At 63.9% G+C, this 26,235-nt stretch carries 28 protein-coding genes; 7 read left to right on the top strand and 21 right to left on the bottom strand.

What is annotated here, in order from left to right; all coding sequences use genetic code 11:
* Positions 1–143: 143 nt before the first annotated feature.
* From R2676_RS18310 to petA, 3 genes are read right to left on the bottom strand one after another with little or no spacing between them, the layout of a single operon-like run.
* Positions 144–887 (bottom strand): cytochrome c1, encoded by a 744-nt coding sequence (locus R2676_RS18310; RefSeq protein WP_206274099.1) that lies wholly within the window; start codon positions 885–887, stop codon positions 144–146.
* 37 nt (positions 888–924) lie between these two features.
* Complete coding sequence (locus R2676_RS18305; RefSeq protein WP_206274154.1) at positions 925–2,328, bottom strand: cytochrome b; 1,404 nt, start codon at positions 2,326–2,328, stop codon at positions 925–927.
* Positions 2,328–2,936 carry a ubiquinol-cytochrome c reductase iron-sulfur subunit gene (gene petA / locus R2676_RS18300; protein WP_009241960.1) on the bottom strand — a complete coding sequence of 203 codons (609 nt, stop codon included), beginning with the start codon at positions 2,934–2,936 and terminating at the stop codon, positions 2,328–2,330. Before petA ends, R2676_RS18305 begins: the two co-directional genes overlap by 1 nt.
* Before the next feature lie 245 nt (positions 2,937–3,181).
* Between petA and mscL the strand changes: the two genes are divergently transcribed.
* On the top strand, positions 3,182–3,610 hold the full coding sequence (gene mscL / locus R2676_RS18295; protein ID WP_027680213.1) for a large conductance mechanosensitive channel protein MscL: 429 nt from the start codon (positions 3,182–3,184) through the stop codon (positions 3,608–3,610).
* A gap of 12 nt (positions 3,611–3,622) precedes the next feature.
* Here mscL and R2676_RS18290 read toward each other — a convergent pair whose 3' ends face one another.
* The gene (locus tag R2676_RS18290; RefSeq protein ID WP_206274100.1) at positions 3,623–4,369 is read right to left on the bottom strand and encodes a Nif3-like dinuclear metal center hexameric protein; all 747 of its coding nucleotides are present in this window, start codon (positions 4,367–4,369) and stop codon (positions 3,623–3,625) included.
* 19 nt (positions 4,370–4,388) lie between these two features.
* Here R2676_RS18290 and R2676_RS18285 point away from each other — a divergent pair, with 19 nt between their 5' ends.
* A complete protein-coding gene (locus R2676_RS18285) occupies positions 4,389–5,603 on the top strand; it encodes a Do family serine endopeptidase (protein ID WP_027680215.1) in 1,215 nt (404 codons plus the stop codon).
* Positions 5,604–6,023: 420 nt separating this feature from the next.
* On the opposite strand, the gene R2676_RS18280 is transcribed toward R2676_RS18285, so the two are convergent.
* Complete coding sequence (locus R2676_RS18280; protein ID WP_206274101.1) at positions 6,024–7,130, bottom strand: porin; 1,107 nt, start codon at positions 7,128–7,130, stop codon at positions 6,024–6,026.
* Between the two features lie 332 nt (positions 7,131–7,462).
* On the bottom strand, positions 7,463–8,605 hold the full coding sequence (locus R2676_RS18275) for an extracellular solute-binding protein (RefSeq protein ID WP_206274102.1): 1,143 nt from the start codon (positions 8,603–8,605) through the stop codon (positions 7,463–7,465).
* A 107-nt stretch (positions 8,606–8,712) separates the two neighbouring features.
* On the opposite strand from R2676_RS18275, the gene R2676_RS18270 reads away from it, so the two are divergent.
* The 5 genes from R2676_RS18270 (at position 8,713) to R2676_RS18250 (ending at position 15,146) form a co-directional block, all read left to right on the top strand.
* Positions 8,713–9,414 carry a response regulator gene (locus tag R2676_RS18270; protein ID WP_027680218.1) on the top strand — a complete coding sequence of 234 codons (702 nt, stop codon included), beginning with the start codon at positions 8,713–8,715 and terminating at the stop codon, positions 9,412–9,414.
* Positions 9,411–10,940 carry a sensor histidine kinase gene (locus tag R2676_RS18265; protein WP_206274103.1) on the top strand — a complete coding sequence of 510 codons (1,530 nt, stop codon included), beginning with the start codon at positions 9,411–9,413 and terminating at the stop codon, positions 10,938–10,940. The genes R2676_RS18270 and R2676_RS18265 overlap by 4 nt, the downstream gene beginning before the upstream one ends.
* Before the next feature lie 122 nt (positions 10,941–11,062).
* Positions 11,063–12,169, top strand: coding sequence for an ABC transporter substrate-binding protein (locus tag R2676_RS18260; protein WP_206274104.1), 1,107 nt, complete (start codon positions 11,063–11,065; stop codon positions 12,167–12,169).
* Between the two features lie 87 nt (positions 12,170–12,256).
* On the top strand, positions 12,257–14,068 hold the full coding sequence (locus R2676_RS18255) for an ABC transporter permease (RefSeq protein ID WP_206274105.1): 1,812 nt from the start codon (positions 12,257–12,259) through the stop codon (positions 14,066–14,068).
* Entirely contained in the window at positions 14,061–15,146 is a 1,086-nt protein-coding gene (locus R2676_RS18250; RefSeq protein ID WP_102067452.1) for an ABC transporter ATP-binding protein, read from the top strand. Before R2676_RS18255 ends, R2676_RS18250 begins: the two co-directional genes overlap by 8 nt.
* 83 nt (positions 15,147–15,229) lie before the next feature.
* Here the strand turns inward: R2676_RS18250 and tatC are convergent, their stop codons facing one another.
* The 15 genes from tatC to murA all read right to left on the bottom strand — a co-directional run bounded on the left by tatC (position 15,230) and on the right by murA (position 26,151).
* Positions 15,230–16,033, bottom strand: coding sequence for a twin-arginine translocase subunit TatC (gene tatC / locus R2676_RS18245; RefSeq protein ID WP_009241949.1), 804 nt, complete (start codon positions 16,031–16,033; stop codon positions 15,230–15,232).
* A 60-nt stretch (positions 16,034–16,093) separates the two neighbouring features.
* Positions 16,094–16,606, bottom strand: coding sequence for a Sec-independent protein translocase protein TatB (gene tatB, locus R2676_RS18240; RefSeq protein WP_009241948.1), 513 nt, complete (start codon positions 16,604–16,606; stop codon positions 16,094–16,096).
* Between the two features lie 20 nt (positions 16,607–16,626).
* Positions 16,627–16,884 (bottom strand): Sec-independent protein translocase subunit TatA, encoded by a 258-nt coding sequence (gene tatA, locus R2676_RS18235; protein WP_009241947.1) that lies wholly within the window; start codon positions 16,882–16,884, stop codon positions 16,627–16,629.
* Between the two features lie 62 nt (positions 16,885–16,946).
* Positions 16,947–17,321 carry a DUF4870 family protein gene (locus tag R2676_RS18230; RefSeq protein ID WP_027680224.1) on the bottom strand — a complete coding sequence of 125 codons (375 nt, stop codon included), beginning with the start codon at positions 17,319–17,321 and terminating at the stop codon, positions 16,947–16,949.
* A gap of 31 nt (positions 17,322–17,352) precedes the next feature.
* Complete coding sequence (locus R2676_RS18225; RefSeq protein ID WP_206274106.1) at positions 17,353–17,727, bottom strand: phosphoribosyl-ATP diphosphatase; 375 nt, start codon at positions 17,725–17,727, stop codon at positions 17,353–17,355.
* Positions 17,720–18,142 carry a phosphoribosyl-AMP cyclohydrolase gene (hisI, locus tag R2676_RS18220; RefSeq protein WP_116576469.1) on the bottom strand — a complete coding sequence of 141 codons (423 nt, stop codon included), beginning with the start codon at positions 18,140–18,142 and terminating at the stop codon, positions 17,720–17,722. The genes R2676_RS18225 and hisI overlap by 8 nt, the downstream gene beginning before the upstream one ends.
* Positions 18,139–18,915, bottom strand: coding sequence for an imidazole glycerol phosphate synthase subunit HisF (hisF, locus tag R2676_RS18215; RefSeq protein ID WP_037027077.1), 777 nt, complete (start codon positions 18,913–18,915; stop codon positions 18,139–18,141). Before hisF ends, hisI begins: the two co-directional genes overlap by 4 nt.
* A gap of 47 nt (positions 18,916–18,962) precedes the next feature.
* The gene (gene hisA / locus R2676_RS18210; RefSeq protein WP_004634607.1) at positions 18,963–19,706 is read right to left on the bottom strand and encodes a 1-(5-phosphoribosyl)-5-[(5-phosphoribosylamino)methylideneamino]imidazole-4-carboxamide isomerase; all 744 of its coding nucleotides are present in this window, start codon (positions 19,704–19,706) and stop codon (positions 18,963–18,965) included.
* Positions 19,707–19,782: 76 nt separating this feature from the next.
* Complete coding sequence (gene hisH / locus R2676_RS18205; RefSeq protein ID WP_027680228.1) at positions 19,783–20,436, bottom strand: imidazole glycerol phosphate synthase subunit HisH; 654 nt, start codon at positions 20,434–20,436, stop codon at positions 19,783–19,785.
* An 8-nt stretch (positions 20,437–20,444) separates the two neighbouring features.
* Positions 20,445–21,068, bottom strand: coding sequence for a MarC family protein (locus R2676_RS18200; protein ID WP_027680229.1), 624 nt, complete (start codon positions 21,066–21,068; stop codon positions 20,445–20,447).
* Positions 21,069–21,123: 55 nt separating this feature from the next.
* Complete coding sequence (gene hisB, locus R2676_RS18195; RefSeq protein ID WP_004634601.1) at positions 21,124–21,714, bottom strand: imidazoleglycerol-phosphate dehydratase HisB; 591 nt, start codon at positions 21,712–21,714, stop codon at positions 21,124–21,126.
* Positions 21,711–22,835 carry a histidinol-phosphate transaminase gene (gene hisC / locus R2676_RS18190; protein ID WP_206274107.1) on the bottom strand — a complete coding sequence of 375 codons (1,125 nt, stop codon included), beginning with the start codon at positions 22,833–22,835 and terminating at the stop codon, positions 21,711–21,713. The genes hisB and hisC overlap by 4 nt, the downstream gene beginning before the upstream one ends.
* Before the next feature lie 16 nt (positions 22,836–22,851).
* On the bottom strand, positions 22,852–24,180 hold the full coding sequence (hisD, locus tag R2676_RS18185; protein ID WP_147215155.1) for a histidinol dehydrogenase: 1,329 nt from the start codon (positions 24,178–24,180) through the stop codon (positions 22,852–22,854).
* Positions 24,177–24,866 (bottom strand): ATP phosphoribosyltransferase, encoded by a 690-nt coding sequence (gene hisG / locus R2676_RS18180; RefSeq protein ID WP_206274108.1) that lies wholly within the window; start codon positions 24,864–24,866, stop codon positions 24,177–24,179. Before hisG ends, hisD begins: the two co-directional genes overlap by 4 nt.
* 19 nt (positions 24,867–24,885) lie before the next feature.
* Positions 24,886–26,151 carry a UDP-N-acetylglucosamine 1-carboxyvinyltransferase gene (murA, locus tag R2676_RS18175; protein ID WP_027680232.1) on the bottom strand — a complete coding sequence of 422 codons (1,266 nt, stop codon included), beginning with the start codon at positions 26,149–26,151 and terminating at the stop codon, positions 24,886–24,888.
* Positions 26,152–26,235: the final 84 nt, after the last annotated feature.

Genomic DNA, 26,235 nt, shown 5'->3' with positions numbered 1-26,235 from the left:
GTTCCTTGGCGCATGGGCCGGGGGCGGCCCGATGACGGTACAACCGTGACGACAAATGACATCGCCACGGCACAAAAAGCGAAAAGGCAAAGGGCTAGAGCCAGTTCTCCACCGGCCTAGCCCTTGCCCGGAAAACACGGATTTTACTTGATGTCCTTCCAATAGGCCGCATTCAGGCGCCAGGCCAGCACGAAGAACACGCCAATGAACAACAATACCCACACACCGAGACGCTTGCGCAGGTTGCCGGCGGGCTCCGCCATCCAGTCCAGATAACTGACCAGATCGGCCACTGCCTGGTCATATTCGACCTTGTTCATCTTGCCCGGAACCGACACCTCAAAGCCGACGAGCTTCTTCTCGGCCTCGCCGTGCTCGGACTTCACTTCGGCGTACTTCGGCACTTGCTGGCCTTGCAGCTCCCACAGCACATGCGGCATGCCAACCTTGTCGAAGACGAGGTTGTTCCAGCCGGTCGGACGCGTGTCGTCACGGTAGAACGTGCGCAGATAGGTGTAGAGCCAGTCGCTGCCGCGCGCCCGGGCAATCACGGAAAGGTCCGGAGGTACAGCGCCAAACCACTTCTTGGCGTCCTCGCGGTCCATGGCGATGTGCATCGTGTCGCCGACCTTGTCCGACGAGAACAGCAGGTTCTGCTTGATCTGCTCTTCGCTCAAACCGATGTCGCGCAGACGGTTGTAGCGCATGGCGCTGGCGCCATGGCAATTCAGGCAGTAATTGACGAACAGCTTGGCGCCGCGCTGCAGCGCAGACGTGTCGCTGGACTGGTTGGGCGCCGGATCGAGCGGCAAGCCGCCCTCATTGGCCATCACGGGCGCGGCAAACACGAGACCGGCCAAGGCGAAAATCGCAAGCAGCTTTTTCATTCTTGTGTCCTTCATGGGTCCTTGTGCGCGGGCTCTATCAGTGCGGCGTGAACGTGACGCGCTCGGGCACTGGCTTGAACGTCCCGATCTGGCTCCAGATCGGCATCGCGAGGAAGAACGCGAAGTAAAGAATGGTGCCGATCTGCGAAACGATCGAACCGATCGGGCTCGGCGGCTGGATACCCAGGTAGCCCAGCACCGCAAAGGCGATCACGAAGACGATCAGCAGCGTCTTGTGGAAGCCCGGGCGATAACGGATCGACTTGACCGGCGACTGGTCCAGCCACGGCAGGAAGAAGAAGATCACCACCGACCCGCCCATCACGACCACGCCCCAGAACTTCGCGTCGATGAACGCGAAGCCCAGCGCCAGAATCACGGCCACAGCCACCGCCACGCCCTTGACCTTCATGCTCTTGGAGCGCACGAAGAGCAGACCCAGCATGATTGCGATGAAGCCCCACAGCCACGGCAGGAAGTCCGACGTGGTCGCGCGCAGCATCGAGTAGAACGGCGTGAAGTACCAGACCGGCGCAATGTGCGGCGGGGTCTTCAGCGAGTCTGCCGGGATGAAGTTGTTGGCTTCCAGGAAGTAGCCGCCCATTTCCGGCGCGAAGAACACAATCGCGCTGAAGATGAACAGGAACACCGCCACGCCGACGATGTCGTGCACCGAGTAATACGGGTGGAACGGAATGCCGTCGAGCGGAATGCCGCGCTCGTCCTTCTTGGCCTTGATCTCGACGCCGTCCGGGTTGTTCGAACCCACTTCGTGCAGGGCGATGATGTGCGCCACCACCAAGCCCAGCAGCACCAGCGGCACAGCGATGACGTGGAACGAGAAGAAGCGGTTCAGCGTCGCGTCCGACACCACGTAGTCACCGCGGATCCACAGCGACAGGTCCGGGCCGATCAGCGGAATGGCGGAGAACAGATTCACGATGACCTGCGCGCCCCAGTACGACATCTGGCCCCACGGCAGCAGATAGCCCATGAAGGCTTCGGCCATCAGGCACAGGAAGATCAGGCAGCCGAAGATCCAGACCAGCTCGCGCGGCTTACGGTACGAGCCGTACAGCATGCCGCGGAACATGTGCAGATACACGACGATGAAGAACGCCGACGCGCCGGTCGAGTGCATATAGCGCACCAGCCAGCCCCACGGCACCTCGCGCATGATGAACTCCACGCTCGCATAGGCGACGGGGATGCCGGCGGCGTTGAGCGTGCCGTCCGGCTTGTAGTTCATCACCAGGAAAATACCCGTGACGATCTGGATCACCAGCACCAGCAGCGCCAGCGACCCGAAGAAATACCAGAAGTTGAAATTCTTCGGCGCGTAGTACTCGGACAGATGCGCCTTCCACAGATCCGATGCCGGGAAGCGTGCATCGATCCAGCCCAGCAGCCCGGTTGTCTCCACCTTCTTCTCGGCCATGATCAAGCCTCTCCTTTCTCGTCTTTACCGATCACCAGCTTCGTGTCGGACAGGAACATGTACGGCGGAACGTCGAGGTTCTGCGGCGCGGGCTTGTTCTTGAACACGCGCCCAGCCAGGTCGAACGTGGAGCCATGGCACGGGCAGACGAAGCCGGGGTCTCCGGCAAGCTGCACGTTGGCACCTGCGGGGAACGGACCGGACGGGGAGCAGCCAAGATGGGAGCAGATGCCGACCACGACCAGCAGGTCTTTATGCTCGGCACGGGAGCGGGTTTCGTTCTTGCAGTAGTCCGGCGTCTTCATGGTGAAGGGCACGTCGGACTTGGGGTCGGCGACTTCGTTATCGGTCTTCTTGAGCGACTCCAGCATGTCGGGCGTGCGTTTGAGCAGCCAGACCGGCTTGCCGCGCCATTCCACCACCTTCATCTGGCCCGGGGCCAGGTCGCTCACGTCCGCCTCTACGGGCGCGCCCGCTGCACGGGCTTTTTCAGATGGTGCGAATGTGCAAACGAAAGGGGCCGCAACTGCAACCCCTCCCACACCACCAGCCACGGACGTCGCAATCAATAGATTGCGGCGACCCTTGTCCACGTTTTGCTGGTCACTCATTCAAGACCCCAGGGTGAGAAATCAAGATAGATTCGCGTCAACCGAAAATTATACCCGAGCGTACCTAGCCAACGGTAGCGGTCGCGGGGGGCGTCCGTTGCGGATATAGTGGACGCACCGATTGCCCGCCAGCCCAGTCCAGGCAAGGCTTCGGCATGTCTCTTGCAACCTCGCTTTCAACAATTCAGGTCAACCGTTCGCTAGCTTGACCGTTTGTCTCGAATCAAACAATCCGGAGAAAACCGATGGCACTGATGCAAGACTTCAAGAAATTCGCGATGCGCGGCAACGTGATCGACCTCGCAGTGGGCGTGATCATCGGCGCGGCGTTCGGCAAAATCGTCGATTCGCTTGTCAATGATCTGATCATGCCGCTGATCAGCCGTATCGTTGGCAAGCTGGATTTCTCGAATCTGTTCATCCAACTGGCAGAGGCGCCCGCGGGCGTGCCTCATACCTTGGTTGATCTGAAGAAGGCCGGCGTGCCAGTCTTTGCCTACGGCAACTTCATCACCGTGGCGGTCAATTTTCTGATTCTGGCGTTTATCGTGTTCTTGATGGTGCGCGCCGTCACGCGCGTGATCGACGCCAACCCGCCGACGGCCCCCGCCGAAACGCCGGAAGACATCCAGCTGCTGCGCGAGATTCGCGACAGCCTCAAGAACAAGTCGTAATTGGAGCCGGCTTCACACCGGATTCGGGATATCGATGAAGGTGTGACGTACGCCAAAACGCTCGGCGAGATGGTTGCCGAGCGCCCGCACGCCGCCCCGCTCGGTGGCGTGGTGGCCGGCGCCGATATAGGCCACACCCGATTCACGCGCCAGATGCGTGGTCTGTTCCGACGCTTCACCACTCAGATACACGTCCACACCGGCGGCCACGGCGGCATCAAACCAGCCTTGAGCACCGCCCGTGCACCAGCCGACGGTACGCACCGGACGATTGTCGTCGCCGATCAAGAGCGGCGCCCGATTCAGCTTTGCCGACACCGTCTGCGCGAAAGCGCCTAGCGTGGTCGCCTCGGGAAGCGCGCCAATCCAGCCCAGGTCATCGTCGCCGAACCGGCCTTGTGGCGTGATGCCGAGCAACGCGCCCAACTGCGCGTTGTTGCCCAGATCAGGGTGCGCATCGAGCGGCAGGTGATATGCGAACAAGTTGAGATCGTTCGCCAGGAGTTGCTTCAGGCGCGCATGCTTTTGGCCCACGACACGGCCGTCCTCACCCTTCCAGAAGTAACCGTGGTGCACGAGGATGGCGTCGGCACGCGCTTCGATGGCGGCCTCGATCAAGGCCAGGCTGGCCGTGACCCCCGTCACGATGTGCGTAATGGTTTCGCGCCCTTGCACCTGCAGACCGTTGGGGCAATAGTCCCGAAAACGGGGCGCCTGCAACAGGTCGTTCAAGTACAATTCAAGTTCTTTTCGATCCATTTGGACTCAATTTCGCTCTATGTTGCGCCGCTTTTGGCTGTTTTTTGCGCAAGCCGTCACGGTCGTCCTGGCCGTCTGGTTTGTGATCGCCACGCTCAAGCCTGATTGGCTGCAGCGCGGCAAGGTCGCAGTGCAATCCGGCTCGCCCATCGTCGCGCTCAAGGAAGTCGCGCCGATCGGCCACGGCGGCACCTCCAGCAACTCCTACGCGGAAGCTGCCAAGGTCGCGATGCCGGCGGTGGTCAACATCTTCAGCAGCAAGAACGCGCCGAAGCGCGGCAGCAACCCTCAAGCCAGCGCTGACCCGTGGTTTCGCTTCTTCTTCGGCGACCGCGCCCCTGAGCAACGCCAGGAACCCACGGCCAGCCTCGGCTCAGGCGTAATCGTCAGCTCGGAAGGCTACATTCTAACGAACCACCACGTCGTGGACGGCGCCGACGAAATCGAGGTCGCCCTGACCGACGGCCGCAAGGCCAACGCCAAGGTGGTCGGCTCCGATCCGGAAACCGACTTGGCGGTCCTCAAGATCAACCTCCCGAATTTGCCCGCCATTACGCTGGGCCGGCTGGAGAATGTGCGCGTCGGCGACGTGGTGCTGGCCATTGGCAACCCGTTCGGCGTGGGCCAGACGGTGACGATGGGTATTGTCTCCGCGCTGGGCCGCAGCCATTTGGGCATCAACACCTTCGAAAACTTCATCCAGACCGACGCCGCGATCAACCCCGGCAACTCGGGCGGTGCGCTCGTCGACGCTGACGGCAACCTCCTCGGGATCAACACAGCGATTTACTCACGCTCGGGCGGTTCGCTGGGCATCGGCTTCGCGATTCCGGTCTCGCTGGCCAAGCAGGTGATGGAGTCGATTATCTCGACGGGTAGCGTGGTCCGCGGCTGGATCGGTGTCGAGCCGCAGGATGTAACGCCGGAAATCGCCGAGTCGTTTGGCTTATCACGCAAGGATGGCGCGCTCATTGCCGCCGTGGTTCAAGGCGGCCCAGCGGACAAGGCTGGCCTGCGCCCGGGGGACATTCTCACCAGCGTCAACGGCGAGCCGATCCTGGATACGACGGCGCTGCTCAACAGCATCGCGCAGCTGAAACCCGGCGCGGAAGCCAAGGTGACGGTATCGCGCAAGGGCAAGGCTGTGGAACTGACCATCGTGGTCGGCAAACGGCCCGCGCCTACGCGTCGCAACGTGCCGATGCCCTCGCAGGACGACGAAGAACAGCAGTAAGCGATTGGTTTCCGGAATACACAAACGGCGGCCGATGTGCCGCCGTTTTTTATGCCCGCACGCTGAGCGTCAAGCCGACTCGTTGGCGAGGAAAGGGCCACTTTGGCTTCATTCCCTCCTCCACGAACAATCAATCCAACGTACCAAAAGCTGGGCTACGTACGTCGAGCTACCCTCGCCCCGCACCTTCGCTGCCCGCCCTGAACGTATGCCCGTCGTAAGGCAGCAAGCGCCCCTTGCCCCTGCTTCGCCTGCACGCCTATCTCACCCGCTGAAGCTCGCATGCCAGCCAAGCCGACTCGCGGCACTGTTTCCGCCATGCATGCGCACTGCAAATCGTCCACACAAAGAAAAACGCCGATCCCTTTCGGGATCGGCGTTTAACCGTTTAATTCGATGCGCCCTTACGAGCGCGTCAAATTAGAACTTGTGACGCAGGCCAACCGTAGCGCCGAACTGGTTGTTGCTGTTGTTCGGGCCCGAGAACACTTGGCTGCCGTTCGTCAGCGTCGTGCCAGCGTAGCCGGAGTCGTTCAGGCCGATCACGCCCAGACCCGAGCCGCCGCTGTTCTTAGCATAGGCCAGGTTGAAGTACGCGTCGGTGCGCTTCGACAGAGCGTAGTCGGTGCCGACCACGAACAGCCACGGGTTGCCCGTGCCGCTGTTCTTGAACTGTTGGTAGTAAGCCGTACCCGTCAGCGACAGAGCCGGAGTAGCTTGGTAACCCAGGCCAGCCCAGTACAGGTTCGAACGCAGGTTGCCGTTGCCAGCAACAGTTGCGTAGTTAGCCTTGTACCAACGGTAGCCAGCGTACAGCTTAGCCGGGCCGAAAGCGTACGTGCCAGCGATCGTGGCGCGTTGTTCCTTGTTGTCGCTACCAACGGTCGTCGAGTTGGTTTGGTCGTACACTGCGCCGATACCCAGCGGGCCGCCAGCGTAGTTAGCACCCAGGCTCCACTCGCGGCCGGTCTTGTTGCTGCCAGCGACTTCGTTGCCGTTGTAGTTGAACGAGTACAGACCGGAGACGCTCAGGCCACCGAACGTACCGACGTACTTGACGGCGTTGTCAGCACGGCCAGAGAAGAACTGGTCTTGCGAAGCCAGCGAGTAACGCGTGGCGATTGCCATCGGGTCATAGATCAGCGAGAAGTCGTACAGCAGGTTTTGCTGACGACCCAGGGTCAGTTGACCCCACTGGCCTTGCAGACCAACGTAGGCGTTACGGCCGAACAGACGACCACCTTGACCCGACGTGCCGGTGTCCAGGTTGAAGCCGCTTTCCAGGTTGAAGATACCCTTCAGGCCACCGCCCAGGTCTTCAACGCCACGCAGGCCCCAACGCGAGCCCGACAGGCCGCCCGAATCCAGGCCAAAACGCGAGCCGCTCGAACCAGCGGTTGCGCCCGGCACCTTGTTTGCGTAGGTCAGACCAGCGTCGACCACGCCGTACAGGGTCACGGAGGATTGTGCATAGGCGCCACCGGCGGCCAGAGCTGCCACAGCAGCTGCAAACAGTTTCATCTTCATATCGACACTTTCCTTGTCAACTGATTGGGAAATCTTGACTGTCCTTATGGACGACGCAGATACCTCACGTCTGACCGCATTATGTGCCAGCGTTGACGGATTCCGGAAACCCTTTCTGGCTCTGGGCCACGATTTGCGGCCAAGTTGTTGCTCATGGGCAACACGCGCCCAGGCCCTGTAGAAGGGGGGCGCAACCCGCTTTTTACGCGGTGGCACACGGTCTGGCGGGCGATTGCGCCCCTTTCCCGCGCACCCAAATTCAGCAATCGACGGCCGCTGCGATTTGTCGCCTTCGCGCCACGTCAGGGCTTGAAGTGACTTTTAATTCTCTTTTATCGGCCAAGTGCGGCGCGCCATCTCTTCAGGAAATCGGCACGGCGGAGCTGATCTTGATGGGCGAGTAAACCCGGACCGACCGGAATGGGCCGATGCGTATTGCCTAGCTCGGCGAGCAGGCGCTTCGCAGTGAGCCCCGTCTCAACGTCCTGGCGCAGCGAAAACAGGAACGCGCGGTCCGCCATCACGCTCTGCCCGTCGCGCGAGAGCATGAAGTCGAGCCAGAGGCGCGCGGCGTTCGGGCGGGCAGCGCGCCGCGCGATAAAGGCGACCCGCGTCGCGACCAGCGTGTAGTCGGTGGGCATCTTGATGGCCAGCGCCGGATTGCGATCGGCGTAGCGCGCGGCATAGGAGCCGATCACGTCGTAGGCGAGCAGGCTTTCGCCCGAGGCGACGCGCTCCAGCATCGCGGCCGTGGTGATGTACAGGTTGACGTTGACCCCACCCAATGCCTTGGCAACATCCCAGAACACCGGCGTTGTCCGCGCATCTTCCGCGGCGAAAAGGAAGGCGGAACCGGAGTGCTCGATGTCGTACGAGGCGACGCGCCCGCGCAGCAAATCCCGATGGCCATTCAGAATGCGGGCGAAGTCGGCGTGAGTGGAAGGAATCAACTCCGCCGGCAACTGGCGCGCGTTGTAGACGAAGACGACCGGCTCGTAGCTCGTGCCGTACGCCTCGTTTTTCCAGATGGCCCACGACGGCAGGTAAGGCCGCTCGGGCGAGGCATACGGGAGTGCGTGCCCGTCATTCACGAGCTTGAACTGCTCGGGCATGGCCGAACTCCAGACCACGTCGGCGCCGGGTGACTTGGCGGCGAATTCCGCGAGGAAGCGGCGGTAGAGATCGTCGCTGTTCTGCTCGCGGTAATCGACGGTGATGCCGGGGTAGCGCGTTTCAAAGGCGCGGATCAGCGGGTACGCGGCCGAGAAATCCGTCGTCGAATACACCGTGACACGGCCTTCGCGGCGTGCGGCGTCGACCATCGCGCCGTAGTCGCGCGGATAGTACGACGGCAGCTCCGGCGTCGATCGCGCCAGCCACTGAGCATGCGCCCCTCGCGCAACCACGCCGCTTGCAGCCAGCAATGCGGCGGTCTGACAAAGCCAGCGGCGACGGGAATTTGAGATGGACGACATGCCGGTTGAAGCGCTACGGGAGCCGCATCCCGTAGACACGGAGATCGAGATGCAGGCGCCACGCATTATCATGAAAAAGTAGTCAGAACGATATTGAGAGACACCCGATGCGGATTTTGCTGGTGGAGGATGAGGACGAATTGGCGGCCTGGCTGGCACGTGCGCTGGCGCAGAGCGGCTTCGTGATCGAGCGAGCTGCCGATGGCGTCATCGCGGAAGCCTTCCTCGGCTCCGGAGAATTTGATGCGGTGGTGCTGGACCTGCGCTTGCCGCGCAAGGATGGCTTTGCCGTACTGGCCGACATGCGCGCGCGTGACGACCGCACGCCGGTGCTGATCCTCACGGCGCAGGGCGCGCTGGATGAACGCGTGCGCGGGCTCAATGCCGGCGCGGACGATTTCCTCACCAAGCCGTTCGCGCTGTCCGAGCTGGAAGCGCGGTTGATGGCGCTCATCCGCCGCAGCCGCGGCCGGGCGTTCCCGCGTCTGCGTTGCGGGCCGCTGGAGTTCGACACCGGGCGCAAGGCATTCCTGCTGTCGGGCGAGCCGCTGGCGCTCACCCCGCGCGAGCATGCCGCCCTGTCGGCACTGCTGCACAAGACCGGCCAGCCGATCAGCAAGGTGCATTTGTTCGACAAGGTCTTCAACCTGGACAGCGATTCGAGCCCCGACGCCGTGGAGGTGGTCGTGCACCGCCTGCGCAAGAAGCTGGCAGGCATGGGCGTACAGATCGTCACCGTGCGGGGACTGGGCTACATGCTCGAAGCCGGCGACGGTGAAACGCCAGCCGCGGGCGACAGCAGCGCATGATGCAGCGGCTCGCCCGGCTCCGGCTGCCGCGCAGCCTGAAACTCACGCTGCTCTGGTTGTTGCTGCCGGGGCTGGTGGGGGTACTGGCCATCGACATCGTTTCGGCGTACCAGGCGCTGCGCGGCGCAACGGATCGCGCGTATGACCGCGCGCTGCTCGGCTCGGTGCGCGCCATCGAAAACGGCGTGACGATCGAGCGCGGGCAAGTGCAGGTCAACGTGCCGTACGTGGCGTTGTCCATGTTCGAATCGACCGCGCAGAGCAACGTCTATTACCGCGTCGCTTTCGAACCCTTGCCGGGCAAGGCGCCCGAAGCCGCGCTGACCGGTTACGACGATCTGCCGCTGCCGGTTACGCGGCTGGAAAACGACACCCCACTCTTCTACGACGCGACGTACCACGACGAGCCCGTACGCGTGGCGGCCGTGGCGAAGCCGCTGTATCAGCCGGGGCTGCCGGCGCGCATCGTCATTCAGGTCGCGGAAACCATCGAGACGCGGCGCGCGCTGCAGCAGGCGGTGTGGCGCGGCACGCTGCTGCGCGATGCGGCGCTGGTGGCGGTCAGCGCGGCGCTGCTGTGGCTCGGCGTGACCGTCGCGCTCAAGCCGCTCAATCGTCTGGCACGCAGCATCGGCGTGCGCGCATCGGATGACCTCCGGCCGCTGGACGCCACCGATGTGCCTGCCGAAGTCCGCCCGCTGGTCGACGCGATCAACCACCACATTCATCGCTACGCCGAACTCGCGGAGGCGCAAAGCCAGTTTCTTGCCGATGCGTCGCACCAGCTGCGTACACCGCTGGCCGTGCTGCTCACGCAAGCCGAATACGCGCTGCGCGAGACCGACCCGGCGCGCGTGCGCGAAAGCCTGTCCGCCATCATCGCGCGTTTGCAGTCGACAAACCGGCTGACCACACAATTGCTCGCGCTCGCCCGCGCACGGCATGCGGGACAGGACGCGCCGGCAGAAACCTTCGACCTGGGTGAATTGGCACGCGGCGTGGTGGTCGATGCGCTGCCGTTGGCGCGTGAAAAACATCAGGATCTCGGCTGGGATGACGGCGGCCACCTCATGGCGCTGCCCGTCATCGGCTATCCAGCGTTCCTGCGCGAGGCGCTCTCGAATCTCGTGCACAACGCCATCCGCTACACGCCGGCCGGCGGCCGCGTCACCGTGCGCGCCACGGCCGACGGCGATACCGCACTGGTCTGCGTGGACGACACCGGGCCCGGCATGAGCGCCGAAGAGCGCGCGCATGCGTTCCAGCGTTTCCGCCGAGCACACGAGGGCGTAAGTCGCTCGGGTAAACCCAAAGACGCGCCCAAAGATGCCCGCTATGCCGCTGAGGGCTCAGGGCTCGGATTGGCCATCGCACGTGCCTATGCGGCGCGTAGCGGCGGGCAAATCGAATTGGCCGATGGGGAGCCGAACGCGCACGGCGGCGTCGGCTTGTCTGCGCGGATTCGCGTACCGCTGGCGGGCGCCGCTGCGTCTGCCGAACATGCTGCGACGCAGCAGCCGCAATGAAAGCGTGACGAAAGCGGGCGATTTCTATAATCCGCCGCACCGGGGGCCATCCGCCCGAGCTACACGCGCCACGCCATAAGTAGCCGGCCCCACACCATCACAAGCAAACAGGAGACAAACCCATGCTTCGTGGCCGCTTTACGCCCGCGCACGCCGCTCTCGCTTCAATTGCCGCTGCCGCACTGACCCTCAGCACCGCCGCCGTCGCGCAAGTCCCGGCCGGCTATCCCGCCAACTACGCCGACACCGTCGCCGCCGCCAAGAAGGAAGGCAAGGTGGTCGTGTACGCGACGACCGACACCAAGGCCGCCGACCCGCTGATCAAGGATTTCGAGTCGCTCTACCCTGGCGTGAAGGTCGAGTACAACGACATGAACAGCAGCGAGCTGTACAACCGCTTCATCAGTGAGCAGGCTGCAGGCGGCGCGTCGGCTGACATGATGTGGAACTCGTCGATGGATTCGCAGCTCAAGCTGGCCCAGAGCTACGCGATGAAGTACGACTCGCCGGAAGTGCAGAACCTGCCGAAGTGGGCTGTCTACAAGGGCCTGGCCTACGGCACCACGTACGAGCCGGCCGTGTTCCTGTACAACAAGCGCCTGATCAAGGACAGCGAAGTCCCGCAGACGCACGCCGACTTCGCCAAGCTGGTGGCCAGCCAGCCCGAACGCTTCAAGAACAAGGTCACGACGTACGACATCGAGAAGTCCGCCGTCGGCTTCATGATGGCCGCGCAGGACAACGTCGACTCGCCGCAGTACTTCGACTTCGTCAAGGCCGTGGGCCCGAACCTGGTGCTGCAGTCCTCCACCGGCACGATGATGGAGCGCGTGGCCTCGGGCGAAAACCTGGTGGCGTACAACATCCTCGGTTCGTACGCGATTGCGCGCGCCAAGAAGGACCCGTCGATCGGCATCGTCTATCCGAAGGACTACACGCTCGTGGTGTCGCGCGTGGCGATGATCGCCAAGAAAGCCAAGAACCCGAACGCGGCCAAGCTGTGGCTGGACTACATCCTGTCCAAGCGCGGCCAGGAAATTCTCGCCAACAAGTCGGATCTGCACTCGCTGCGCGACGACGTGACGGGCGAAGCCACCGCCGCCGGCCTGAAGAAGATTCTGGGCAACACGATCAAGCCGATTCCGGTGGACGAATCGATCCTGGCGTTCCTGGAACCGAAGAAGCGTCTGGATTTCATCAAGCAATGGCGCACCGCCGCCGGCCGTTGACCTGATCCGCTGATCATCGGCACTCCACTCATCTGACCGACCTGCCGGCGCCATCCGTACCTGGCGCCGGTTCCTCCTGGAGGCACCATGCGTTCTCTAGCGCAAGACCGTGCCGCCGCTCGCCAAGTCTCTCCCAAGCGCTCGCCCTGGACGCGTGTGGGACAGGCTTTGCCGCGCGGCGTGGTCATTCTGCTTACCGCGCTGGCGATTTTCACGCCGCTGGCGCTGATCTTCTACCAGAGCTTTCTGTCCGCGCCGTTCTTCATGCCCGACGCGCTGGCGGGGCTGGATGCGTATCGCTTCATCTTTACCGATTCGGATTTCTGGCACGCCTTCGAGAAATCCGCTGCGCTGGCGTTCGGCCTGGCGGTGATCTCGGTGCCGCTGGGCGGCATCCTGGCGTTCCTGATGGTGCGTTCGGACTTGCCGGGCCGCCGCATTCTCGAACCGCTGCTGATGATTCCCGTGTTCGTCTCGCCGATGGTGCTGGCGTTCGGCTACGTGGTGTCCGCCGGCCCCGTGGGCTTCTACACGGTGTGGTTCAAGAGCCAGTTTGGCGGCGCGCCGTGGAACGTGTATTCGTTCACGAGCATCATCATCATCGCCGGCCTGACGCATGTGCCTCACGTGTATCTGTACGTCTCGTCGGCGCTGCGCAGTCTCGGTTCGGACGTGGAAGAAGCCGCGCGTATCGCGGGGGCATCGCCGCTGTCGGTGGCGCTGAACGTGAGCTTGCCGATGGTGCGCCCCGCCCTGCTGTACGCTGCCGTGCTGGTGACGTTCCTGGGCTTCGAGGTGTTCGGCCTGGTGCTCGTTCTGGGCGATCCGGAAGGTCACCTTGTGCTGGCGACGTATCTGTACAAGCTGACCAACAAGCTCGGCACCCCGGCCTATCACCTGATGGCCGCCGTGGCGGTCTGCCTGGTGATGGTGACGTTCCCCCTGGTGCTGCTGCAACGCTACATGCTGAAGTCGGCCAACCGCTTCGTCACCGTAAAAGGCAAGGTCACGCGCAGCCGTCCGCTACCGCTGGGCAGCTGGCGCTGGCCGGCGTGGGCGGTGGTGGTGCTGTGGTTCTTCGTGACGGTGGTGGTGCCGCTTTCGGGTATCGCCCTGCGCGCCTTCGTGTCGAACTGGGGTGAAGGCGTGTCACTGGTGGAGGCCTTCTCGACCACGGCATTCCAGCAGATCTTCGCGCAGCCGCAGTTTCTGCGGGCGATGGTCAACACAGTGCTGATCGGCGTGATTGGCGGCGCGCTGGCGGTGGGCTGCTACACCTGCATCGGCCTGGCCATGCACCGCAAGCCGGATGGCTGGACACGCTTCCTTGATTACAGCGTGCTGGTGCCCCGTGCCATTCCGGGTCTGCTGGCCGGCCTGGCGTTCCTGTGGGTGTTCCTGTTCGTGCCGAACTGGATCGAGACCGGACTGACTGACAGCGGCCTACCGTTCGCCAACTGGATCATCGAAAACGTCGTGCCCAGCCTGCGCGACCTGCGCAGCACGATCTTCAGCGTGTGGATCGCCTACACCGTGGTGTGGCTGGCCTATGGCCTTCGCTTGATCTCGGCCGCGCTGCTGCAAGTGGGTCCGGAACTGGAAGAAGCCGCGCGCTCAGTCGGCGCCACCCGCGCCCGCACCACGCGCGACGTGACGGTACCGCTCACGCGCTACGGCCTGCTCGGCGCATGGCTGCTGATCTTCCTGATCTTCGAGCGCGAGTACTCGACCGGCGTGTACCTGCTGTCGCCGGGCACCGAGACGATCGGCTCGATGCTGGTTTCCCTGTGGGCGGGCGGCGCCATCGATATCGTCGCCGCGCTGTCCTTCGTCAATATCGTGCTGGTGGCCGTCGGCCTCGGCATCGCACTGCGTTTCGGAGTGAAGCTCCATGATTGAACTCACTGTCAACGACCTGCACCTGCAATACGGCAACAACCCGGTTCTCAAGGGTGTCTCGATGCAGCTGCAGAAGGGCGAGGTCGTCTCGCTGCTGGGCCCGTCCGGTTCGGGCAAGACCACGCTGCTGCGCGCTGTCGCTGGCCTCGAACAGGCCAGCCAGGGCACCGTCAAGATCGGCGATCGGGTCATGTTCGACGGTGCCAAGAAGCTCGACGTGCCGGCCGAAGGGCGCAACCTGGGCCTGGTGTTCCAGTCCTACGCGCTGTGGCCGCACAAGACTGTGGCCGAGAACGTCGCCTATCCGCTCAAGCTGCGCAAGACGCCCGCCGCGCAGATCAAGGAACGCGTGCAGGCCGTGCTGCAGCAACTGGGCCTCGGCCATCTCGGCGAGCGTTTCCCGAGCCAGCTGTCCGGCGGACAGCAGCAGCGTGTGGCCATCGCGCGCGCGCTGGTCTACAACCCGCCTGTGATCCTGCTCGACGAGCCGCTCTCGAACCTCGACGCCAAGCTGCGCGAAGAAGCACGCGCCTTCCTGCGCGAACTGATCGTGCGTCTTGGCCTGTCGGCGCTGATGGTCACGCACGACCAGAGCGAGGCGATGGCCATGTCCGATCGCATCCTGCTGCTGAACAACGGCGTGATCGAGCAGCAAGGTACGCCCGAAGAAATGTACGGTGCGCCGCAGACGCTGTTCACCGCCGAGTTCATGGGCAGCAACAACCGCATCAACGGCAAGATCGCCGAGGTGCGCGACGGCATGGCGCGGCTGGTGGACGAGACGGGAGGTTGGTCGCTGTGGGGCGTGGCGCGCGGCGATCTGAAGCCGGGCGCATCGGCGCACGGCGTGATCCGCCTGGAACAGGTGCGCGTGGGCGTCGACAACGCCGACAACACCATCCACCTGCCGCTCGCAACGCGCATGTATCTGGGCGACCGCTGGGAATGCCTGTTCCGCGCCACCGACGACAGCGGCGCAACGGGCACAGGCCTGCGCGCCTACTCCGCCAGCGCCCCGAGCGACGGCAAGTACGCGCTGACCTTCCCGCGCGAGCAGTTCTGGCTGTACGCCGCCTGAAAGACGCAGCAACAGCAGATTCATCGGCAACAAAAAAGGCAGCCTCGGCTGCCTTTTTCTTTGGCTGATGCGGGATCGGCCCGTCAGTCCTTCACCACCGGCAAATGCTCCGGATTGTTCTCCGGCGCCGTGGTGTTACGGATAAAGATGGCCGCCAAGATCAACCCCAGCTCATACAGCAGCCACAGCGGCACCGCCAGCAACAGCTGCGACATTACGTCGGGCGGCGTCACCACCGCGGCAATCACGAACGCGCCCACCACGACGTACGGCCGTGCCTGTCGCAGCTTCTCCAGGCTCACGATGCCAAAGCGCACCAGCACCATTACGACCACCGGCACCTCGAAGGTGATGCCGAAGGCGAGGAACGTGGTCATGGCGAAGCTCAGGTACTTGTCGATGTCGGTGGACATCTCCGCACCCAGCGGCGCGTTGTAGTGCGCCATCACCTTGAACACCGTCGGGAACACCAGGAAATACGCAAACGCCACACCGCACAGGAACAACACGTAGGTGCTCACCACCAGCGGCATGATCATCCGCTTCTCGTGCGTATAGAGCCCCGGCGCCACGAAGCGCCAGATCTGGTACAGCACCCACGGCAGCGCGATCAGGAAGGCAGCCAGCAGCGTCACCTTCATCGGCACGAAGAACGAACCGGTGACGTCCGTCACGATCATGTGGCCGTTCTTGGGCAACGCCTGGATCAGCGGCCGCGAGAACAGATTGAAAATATCCGGCGCCCAGTAGACCAGGCCCAGAAAGATCAGCAGCACGCCGGCACCCGCCTTGACGATGCGCTCACGCAGCTCGACCAGGTGCGAAATGAACGTTTCCTGCGCGCCGTCCTCGGGCGACTCTTGCGGATCGAGCGGAGCGGCACTCATGTCAGGTGAGAAAGGGGAAGTCAGGACGCGACACCGCAGACACGGCTCGCGCCCGGAAGATCATTCGAAGAAGGAGCGCGCACGCGACTGTGCGGCAACGATGGGTGGACGATGGCGCTTGACGCGTGCCGCACCCGATTGCGCCCACATGCGCACGCCCTGCTTCTGGCGGTACCACTTGGGCATCGAGAGCTGCTTGTTGCGCCAGCTGTTGCGGCCGTTGCGCGACTTGCCCGGCGCGGGGCGCCAGTCGGGCGCGGAGGTCGACGTCTGGGCCGGGTCACCCAGCGCCTCGTTCAGGCGCTCGTTGATCTCGGTCGTGTGCTTGCTGACCTCCTGGTGGATGGTCTGCTCGACATTGCGCGCGGCCTGCTCGAAGTCGGTGCGCATCTTGCGCAACTCCTCAAGCTCGATTTCGCGGCTGACTTCGGCCTTCACGTCGGCGATGTAGCGCTGTGCGCGGCCAAGCAGGGCGCCAGCGGTCCGCGCCACCTTGGGCAGACGCTCCGGCCCGATGACGACGAGCGCCACCATGCCAATCAGCGCCAGCTTGGAAATGCCGAGATCGATCATCGGTCAGCGCGCGTCGATGCTCAGCCTTGCTTGGACTTGTCGCGCGCTTCGACGTCGATCGTCGTCGAATCGTGCAACTCGCGCGGCGGCTGGCCGGCGGTCTGTTGTGGTTGTTGCGAACCGGCCGGCTTGTCTTCCTGACCTTCGCGCATGCCGTCCTTGAAGCCCTTCACGGCGCTGCCCAGATCCGAACCGATGTTGCGCAGCTTCTTCGTGCCGAACACCATCATGATGATCACCAGCACGATCAGCCAGTGCCAAATGCTAAAGGAACCCATGTCCTACTCCCACGTAAATACGGCTGGCGGCGCCGCAACGATGGCGGCGCCATTGGTTGAGTTTACGGATTTGCGTACATCGGCTTGCTGTCATTCAGATACAGCCAACCTTTCACAATACGATACAGCATCCAGATGCCCAGAGCCCACAGCACGGCAAAGCCGATGAAGGCGACGGGAATGAGCAGCACACCGACCACACCCCACAGTACGCACCACCAGAACGAACGGATCTGCCACCGAAAGTGCGACTCATACAGGGTGCCGCGCACATCGTCGCGCTTAACATACCCGACGATGATGGCAATCAATGCAGTGATACCGCCGGTCAGCCAAAAAATGGCGTAGAGGGCATACAGAATATGCGTCAGGCGACGCAAACCGGCCAGGCGCTCCGCGTCGTCCGTCACCACTACTGCTGCACCGTATTTGTCCACGCCACCTCCCTGCGACGATTCGCCACCGTGTTCAGTCACCCGCAGCGTCGCGTGCCTGCGACTTGCGCAGCGCCTTTTCTTCCAGGCCGGAAAGTCCTTCGCGGCGCGCCAGTTCGCTTACAACATCGTCCGGCGTGAGATCGAAATGCGACAGCAGCACCATCGTGTGGAACCACAGATCGGCCACTTCGTAGACGACCTTGCTGCGTGCCTCCTCGGTCATGCCGGCAGCGCGGGCGTCCTTGGCGGCCATGACGGTCTCGGTGGCTTCCTCGCCGATCTTCTTGAGGATCGCATCGTCGCCTTTGTTGAAGAGGCGGGCGATGTAGCTCTTCTCCGGGTCGCCGCCATTGGCGAGCTTGCGGGATTCGAGCACCTCGCCCAGGCGGCGCAGGGTGTCACTCATGATTGTGGCCGGGCTTGCCGGCGTAGATGTCGTCGGGATTCTTGAGCACGGGCTCGACGGTGTGCCAGTCGCCGTCTTCCACATTGCCTTCAAACTTCTGGAAGAAGCAGGCGTGGCGGCCAGTATGGCAGGCGATACCGCCGATTTGTGTGACACGCAGCAGGACCACGTCTTCATCGCAGTCGAGGCGGATTTCGTGCACCTTCTGAATGTGGCCAGACTCCTCGCCCTTATGCCACAGACGCTTGCGCGAGCGCGACCAGAACACGGCCTCGCCGGTTTCCACCGTCTTCTGCAACGCCTCGCGGTTCATGAAAGCGAACATCAGGACGTCATTGCTGCCCTGCTCCTGCACGATCACCGGCACCAGGCCGTTGTCGTCCCAGTGGACCTTGTTCAACCACTTCTTGCTCATAATCCGATCCGTACTGGAATGCCCTGCTCTGCCATGAATTGCTTGGCCTGGCCGACGGTGTATTCGCCGTAATGGAAGATGCTCGCCGCGAGCACTGCATCGGCGTGGCCTTGCTGGATGCCGTCAGCCAGGTGCTGCAGGTTGCCAACGCCGCCCGAGGCGATGACCGGAACCGGCACGGCGTCCGACACGGCGCAGGTCAACTCCAGATCGAAGCCGGCCTTGGTGCCGTCCCGGTCCATGCTGGTCAGCAGGATTTCGCCGGCGCCGCGCTGTGCCATTTCACGCGCCCACGCCACGGCATCCAGGCCCGTACCTTTCCGGCCGCCGTGCGTGAAGACTTCCCAGCGCGGGGCCTCGCCTTCGGCCGACACCTTTTTGGCGTCGATGGCCACGACGATGCATTGCGCGCCATGGCGGGCGCTGGCGTCCGAAACCAGTTGCGGATTCGCCACCGCCGACGAGTTCATGCTGATCTTGTCCGCACCGGCGTTGAGCAGCCGGCGCACGTCTTCCAGCGCGCGCACACCGCCGCCCACCGTCAGGGGAATGAACACCTGCGAAGCCACCGCTTCGATGATGCCCAGCATCAGGTCGCGCCCGTCGGACGTGGCCGTGATGTCGAGGAAGGTGATTTCGTCGGCGCCCTGCTCGTCGTAGCGGCGTGCGATTTCGACGGGGTCGCCGGCGTCGCGCAATTCGACGAAGTTGACGCCCTTGACCACCCGGCCGTTGGTCACGTCCAGGCAGGGGATGATTCGTTTGGCTAGCATGATGAGGCGGGCGCCGAAGCGCCCGTTGTGCACGGCTGGATCAACGATCAGGCCGCGCCGAGTTTGTCCGCAAGGGCTTGCGCTTCCTTGAAGTTCAGGTCGCCCGAATAAATGGCGCGGCCGCAGATCACGCCTTCCACGCCATGCTCTTCGACCGCGCACAGGTGGTCGATGTCCTTCAGGTTCGACAGGCCGCCGCTGGCAATGACCGGAATCTTCACCGACTGCGCCAACTTGACGGTCGCATCGATGTTGATGCCCTGCAGCATGCCGTCGCGGCCGATGTCGGTGTAGATGATGCCTTCGACGCCGTAGTCTTCGTACTTCTTGGCGAGGTCCACGACTTCATGGCCTGACAGCTTGCTCCAGCCGTCGGTCGCCACCTTGCCGTCCTTGGCATCGAGCCCGACGATGATATGGCCGCCGAATGCCGTGCAGGCGTCCCGCAGAAAACCCGGGTCCTTGACCGCCGCCGTACCGATGATCACGTACGAGAGGCCGTCGTCGAGCCAGCGCTCGATGGTGCCCAGGTCGCGGATGCCGCCGCCGAGTTGCACGGGGATCTCGTCACCCACCTCGGCGAGGATGGCCTTGACGGCCGCCTCGTTACGAGGCTTGCCGGCGAAAGCGCCGTTCAGATCGACCAGATGCAACCGGCGCGCGCCTTGTTCGACCCAGTGCCGCGCCATGGCGGCCGGGTCTTCCGAGAACACGGTGGCTTGATCCATATCGCCTTGTTTGAGGCGCACACACTGACCGTCCTTCAGGTCGATGGCCGGGATGAGCAACATAAGCGTGACGACAGAGTTGAGGGGGAAAAATTAAAAAGGGCGAAAAATGGATTCGATTGCGACGCCACGGCGGGCGTCACGGATTCCAGTGCACGAAGTTCCGGTAGATCTGCAGGCCGGCTTGCGCACTTTTTTCCGGGTGAAACTGTGTTGCAAAAATATTATCCCGGGCGATGGCGCAGGTAAACCGCACGCCGTATTCGGTCTCTCCGACCGATTCGTCGGCATTGGCGGGCCGCGCGTAATAGCTATGCACGAAATAGAAGTAGCTCTGGTCCGGCACCCCTTCCCAGAGGGCGTGGGCACGACTCTGGTGCACGCGGTTCCAGCCCATCTGAGGCACTTTGTACCGTGAGCCGTCCGGCTGCAACTGGCCATCCAGATCAAAGCGGACCACATCGCCTTTGATGAGGCCCAGACCTTCGGTGTATTGCTGGCCCGGGCGCGCCTCGGTGCTGCGCTCCAGCAACATCTGCTCGCCTACGCATACGCCGAGCATCGGCTTGCTGCGCGATGCTTCCAGCACCGCGTCGCGCAGGCCGGATTGGTCGAAGGCCGCCATGCAGTCGGGCATGGCGCCTTGCCCTGGCAGCACCACGCGATCAGCGGCGCGGATTTCATCCGCTTGCGCACTGATGCGCACATCGGCCTGGGGAGCAACGGCCATCAGGGCTTGCGCCACCGAGCGCAGATTGCCCATGCCGTAATCGACGATTGCGATCTTAGTCATGACTTAACTTAGGCCCGAAGTACGGGCAACAGGGTTTTCAGCCCATCAACGATGAATTCCACGGCCAGCGCCGCCAGGATCAGGCCCATCAGCCGCGTCCCGACGTTGATGCCGGTGCGACCGATCACACGGGCGATCGGCTCGGCCGCGCGCAACACGATCCAGACCACGGCTGCAATCGCCACACCGACGCCCGCCAGGAGAAACAGGTCCCACCAGTGCTTGGTCTTGCCCGCATAGACGATCACGGTGCTGATCGAGCCCGGGCCCGTGAGCAGCGGAATCGCCAGCGGCACAACCGCAATGCTGGCCTTGGCGCCGGCCTCGTCCTCTTCTTCGGGCGTCGCCTTGGTGCGGCTGGTCTGCGCGTTCAGCATGTTCAGCGCGATCATGATCATGATGATCCCGCCGCCCACCTGCAGCGAACCCACCGAAAACCCGAAAAAGCCGATGATCTGCTCGCCCAGCAACGCCGACAGGCCGATCACGATCGCCACCGAAATCGACGCAACCTTGATGGTGCGGCGCTTCTCCTCATCCGTCTGGCTCTCGGTCAGGCTGATGAAGAACGGGATCGCGCCGATCGGGTTGATCAGCGCGAGCAGCGAGAAAAAGCTCTTGGTCAGATCCATCGGATCGGCGGCCGGTTTTGGAGTCGGGTAGGCGCGGCCAGGCCGACGCAGTGATTTACAGGGCGCCCTTGGTCGACGGAATCGTGCCGGCTGCGCGCGGATCGATCTCGACCGCCATGCGCAGCGCGCGGCCAAAGGCCTTGAAGACAGTTTCGATCTGGTGGTGCGCGTTGACGCCGCGCAGGTTGTCGATATGCAGCGTCACGCCGGCATGGTTGACGAACCCGCGGAAGAATTCGATGGACAGGTCCACGTCAAAATTGCCGACGCGCGCGCGCGTGAACGGCACGTGGAACTCCAGGCCCGGACGGCCGGAGAAATCGATGACCACGCGCGACAGGGCTTCGTCCAGCGGCACGTAGCTGTGGCCGTAGCGCACGATGCCCTTTTTGTCGCCGATGGCCTTGGCGACGGCCTGGCCCAGCGTGATGCCGACGTCTTCCACGGTGTGGTGATCGTCGATATGGGTGTCGCCGGTGGCCGAGACGTCCAGGTCGACCATGCCGTGACGGGCGATCTGGTCGAGCATGTGGTCGAGGAAGGGGACGCCGGTGTTCAGCGTCTGCTTGCCCGTGCCGTCCAAATCAAGGGCGACGCGGATCTGCGTTTCAGAGGTGTTGCGAGTGACCTCGGCACGGCGGCTCATGGGGCTTCCTGCATCGATGCGACAAAGGCATCGATAAATTGCGCGTTTTCTTCGGGATTGCTGACCGTCACGCGCAGACAGTTGGCCAGCAACGGGTGCATTTTACTGACGTTTTTAATCAGAATCCGCCGATTGAGCAGGCGCTCGAACAAGGCGGCGGCATTCGGCACACGCAGCAGGATGAAATTCGCCGCGCTGGGGAACACCGTCACGCCCGGCTGCGCCGACAGCACATCGATCAGCTTGGTGCGCTCGGCGCGCAGGGTAGCTGCCTGGGCATCCAGCACGTCCACGTGTTCGAGCATGAACTGGGCGGTCGCCTCGGTCAGCACATTCACGTTATACGGCGGGCGCACCTTGTCCAGTTCGGCGATCCACTTCGGGTGGCCGGCCACGTAGCCGAGGCGGATGCCGGCCAGGCCCAGCTTGGACACGGTGCGCATCACCAGAAGGTGATCGAAATCGCGCAGGCGCGGCATCCAGCTGTGTTGCGCGAACGGCTGGTAGGCCTCGTCGACCACCACCAGGCTCTGGCAGACCGGGCCGCGTGCGGCGCGGATGATCGCGTCCATGTCGGCCGCGTCGAACAGGTTGCCCGTCGGGTTGTTCGGATACGCCAAGTAGATGACGGCGGGCTGGTGCTCGGCCATGGCCGCCAGCATCGCGTCACGGTCGAGCGTCAGGTCCGCCTTGAGCGGTACGCCGACAAAGTTCAGGCCCAGCAGCTGCGCCGACATCGCGTACATCACGAAGCCCGGCACCGGCGCCAGCACGGTTGCGCCCGGCTTGGCCGCGGCAATGGCGATCAGGCTGATGATCTCGTCCGAGCCGTTGCCCAGCAGCACCTCGGCGCCGGCCGGCACGTGCATCACCTGCTTGAGCTGCGCCTTCAGTGCGTCGGCGGTCGGCACCGGGTAGCGGTTGAGCGCGACTTCGGCCAGGCGCTTGCCCAACGCGTCGCGCAGCATCGCCGGCAGCAGATACGGGTTTTCCATCGCGTCCAGCTTGACCATGCCGGTCGCGTCGGGCACGTGGTACGCACCCATGGCGCGAACGTCGTCGCGCACGATGCGGGCGAGCAGGTCATCCAGAGAGGCTTGGGCCGGAGCGGTGGCGGTCATCGTCGTGCGGCGGAGGTTATTCGGACGTGGGGCGTTGCAGGCGATATTCGGCGCTGCGGGCATGCGCCTGCAGGCCTTCGCCGTAGGCCAGTTCGGCAGCAATCTCGCCCAGCATCTGCGCGCCGGCCTCGCTCACCTCGATCAGGCTCGAGCGCTTGATGAAGTCGTACACGCCCAGCGGCGACGAGAAGCGCGCCGTGCGCGACGTGGGCAGCACGTGGTTCGGGCCCGCGCAGTAGTCACCCAGCGATTCGCTGGTGTACTTGCCGAGGAAGATCGCGCCGGCGTGGCGGATGCGCTCGGCCCACTGGCGCGGATTCTCTGCCGAAATCTCCAGATGCTCCGGCGCGATGTCGTTGGCGATGTCGCACGCCTCTTCCATGTCGCGCACCTTGATGAGCGCACCGCGGCCCGACAGCGACTCGGCAATCACGCTCCGGCGTGGCATGTCTTCAAGCTGGCGGTTGATGCTGGCTTCCACTTGCGCGATGAACTCGGCGTTCGGGCACAGCAGAATCGACTGAGCCAGCTCGTCGTGCTCGGCCTGCGAGAACAGATCCATCGCCACCCAATCCGGATCGGTCGTGCCATCGCAGATGACGAGGATTTCCGACGGACCGGCAATCATGTCGATGCCCACGGTGCCGAACACGCGACGCTTGGCAGCGGCCACATAGGCGTTGCCCGGGCCGACGATCTTGTCGACGGCGGGGACGGTGTCCGTGCCATAAGCCAGCGCACCCACGGCCTGCGCGCCGCCGATGGTGAACACGCGGTCCACACCCGCGATGCAGGCGGCGGCCAGCACGAGGTCATTGCGCACGCCACCGGGCGTGGGCACCACCATGATGATTTCCTTGACGCCCGCCACGCGCGCCGGGATTGCGTTCATCAGCACCGACGACGGGTATGCCGCCTTGCCGCCCGGCACGTAAATGCCCACGCGGTCGAGCGGCGTGACCTTCTGGCCGAGCACCGTGCCGTCGGCCTCAGCGTATTCCCAGCTGTGCGTGCCGCACTCGATCTTCTGCTTCTCGTGATACGCACGTACGCGGGCGGCAGCGGCTTCCAGCGCCGCGCGGCGCTTGGGTTCCAGGCCGTCCAGCGCAGCCTGCAGCACGGTCGGCGACAGTTCCAGCGCGGCTACGCTGTCGGCCTCGATGCGGTCGAAGCGGTGCGTGGCTTCCAGCACGGCGGCATCGCCGCGCGCCTTCACGTCGGCCAGGATCTGCGCAGCGGCGCGGTCGATGGCTTCGTCTTCGCTCGCTTCGAACGCGAGCACCTGGCGCAGTTGCGCCGCGAATCCGGCGTCGGCCGAATCCAGCTTACGAATGGTCAGGCTCATGCGGGTTCCCCAGCACGCTCTTCCTGGGCGGAGGCGCGCTCGAAAGCGTCGAGGATGGGCGCCAGCCGGTCACGCTTGAGTTTCAGCGCGGCCTGGTTGACGACCAGTCGGGACGAGATCTGCACGATCTCCTCCACCTCGACGAGGTTGTTCGCGCGCAGCGTGCCGCCCGTGCTGACGAGGTCGACGATGGCGTCAGCCAGGCCCACCAGCGGGCCCAGCTCCATCGAGCCGTACAGCTTGATCAGGTCGACGTGCACGCCCTTCTTGGCGAAGTGCTCGCGCGCGGTATTCAGATACTTCGTCGCGACCGACAGGCGCGCGCCCTGGCGCACCGCGTTGGCGTAATCGAAGCCCTTGGGCACCGCCACCGACATGCGGCAGCGGGCGATGTTCAGGTCGATGGGCGCATACAGGCCCGCCATGCCGTGCTCCATCAGCACGTCGCGGCCGGCCACGCCGAAGTCCGCCGCGCCGTATTGCACGTAGGTCGGCACGTCGGAAGCGCGCACGATGATCACGCGCAGCGCGGGGTCGGAGGTCGGCAGGATCAGCTTGCGCGAGGTTTCCGGATCTTCGGTCACCTCGATGCCGGCGGCCTTCAGCAGCGGCAGCGTCTCTTCAAAGATGCGCCCTTTGGACAGCGCCAGCGTGAGCTGGTTGGAGGCGGACTGGAATGCGTTCATGACCGGCGGGTTCCTTACCTTACGCTTGAATGCGGCGGATCTTGGCGCCGACAGCAGACAGCTTGTCTTCGATGCGGTCGTAGCCGCGATCAAGGTGATAGATGCGATCGACCAGCGTCTCGCCCTGCGCGATCAACCCGGCGATGACAAGGCTGGCCGAGGCGCGCAGGTCGGTTGCCATGACGGTCGCGCCCGACAATTGCTCGACGCCCGTCACCACGGCCGTCTTGCCGTCGATCACGATATTGGCGCCCAGGCGGTTCAGTTCCTGCACGTGCATGAAGCGGTTTTCGAAGATGGTTTCCGTTACCGTGGCAGAGCCTTCGGCAATGGCGTTGAGCATCATGAACTGCGCCTGCATGTCCGTCGGGAACGCCGGGTACTCCGACGTGCGGAAGCTCACGGCCTTGGGGCGGCCCGTCATCTGCACACGGATCCAGTCGTCGCCCGTGGTGAGCGTCACGCCGGCTTCGCGCAGCTTGTCGAGCACGGCATCGAGGATGCCCGGCGGCACGCCGCGCAGCGTCACATCGCCGCCGGCTGCTGCCACGGCGCACAGGAACGTGCCGGCCTCAATGCGATCGGCAATCACAGTGTGGGCGGCGCCATGCAGTGCTTCCACGCCCTGGATGACCAGGCGGTCCGTGCCGATGCCGTCGATGCGCGCGCCCATCTTCACGAGCAGATTGGCGAGGTCGGTGACTTCCGGCTCGCGCGCAGCGTTTTCGAGCACGGTTTCGCCGTCGGCCAGTGCGGCCGCCATCAGCAGGTTTTCGGTGCCCGTGACCGTCACCATGTCGGTGACGATGCGCGCACCACGCAGGCGCTTGGCGCCATCAGCAAGCTTGGCTTCGATGTAGCCGTGTTCGATCACGATCTCGGCGCCCATCAACTGCAGGCCCTTGATGTGCTGGTCGACCGGGCGCGCGCCGATGCCGCAACCACCCGGCAGCGACACACGCGCATGGCCGAAACGCGCCAGCAGCGGGCCCAGCACCAGGATCGATGCACGCATCGTCTTCACCAGGTCGTACGAAGCTTCGGGCGTGTGGATCGTCGCAGCGTCGAGCGTGAGGTTGTGACCGTCAAGCACGCCCTCCACGCCCATCTGGCGCAGCAGCTTGAGCATGGTGCGCACGTCCTGCAGGTTCGGCACGTTGCTCAGCGCCAGCGGCTCGGCCGTCAGCAGCGCGGCGCACATGATGGGCAGCGCGGCGTTCTTGGCACCAGACACGCGGATTTCGCCCGACAGCGGGCCATTGCCTTCGATCAGCAGTTTGTCCATGAGCGAGACGTCTCGTCGATCACTGTGGGAGGGGCGCTCGGCGAGCGCAAGGTCGGAATCGGTTGAAACGGTAACCGGGGTGGG

It is taken from the genome of Ralstonia flatus (assembly GCF_958439105.1).
GTDB lineage: Bacteria > Pseudomonadota > Gammaproteobacteria > Burkholderiales > Burkholderiaceae > Ralstonia > Ralstonia flatus.
Note: the sequence above shows the minus strand (reverse complement) of the source record. Positions and strands in the feature narration are given on the sequence as shown.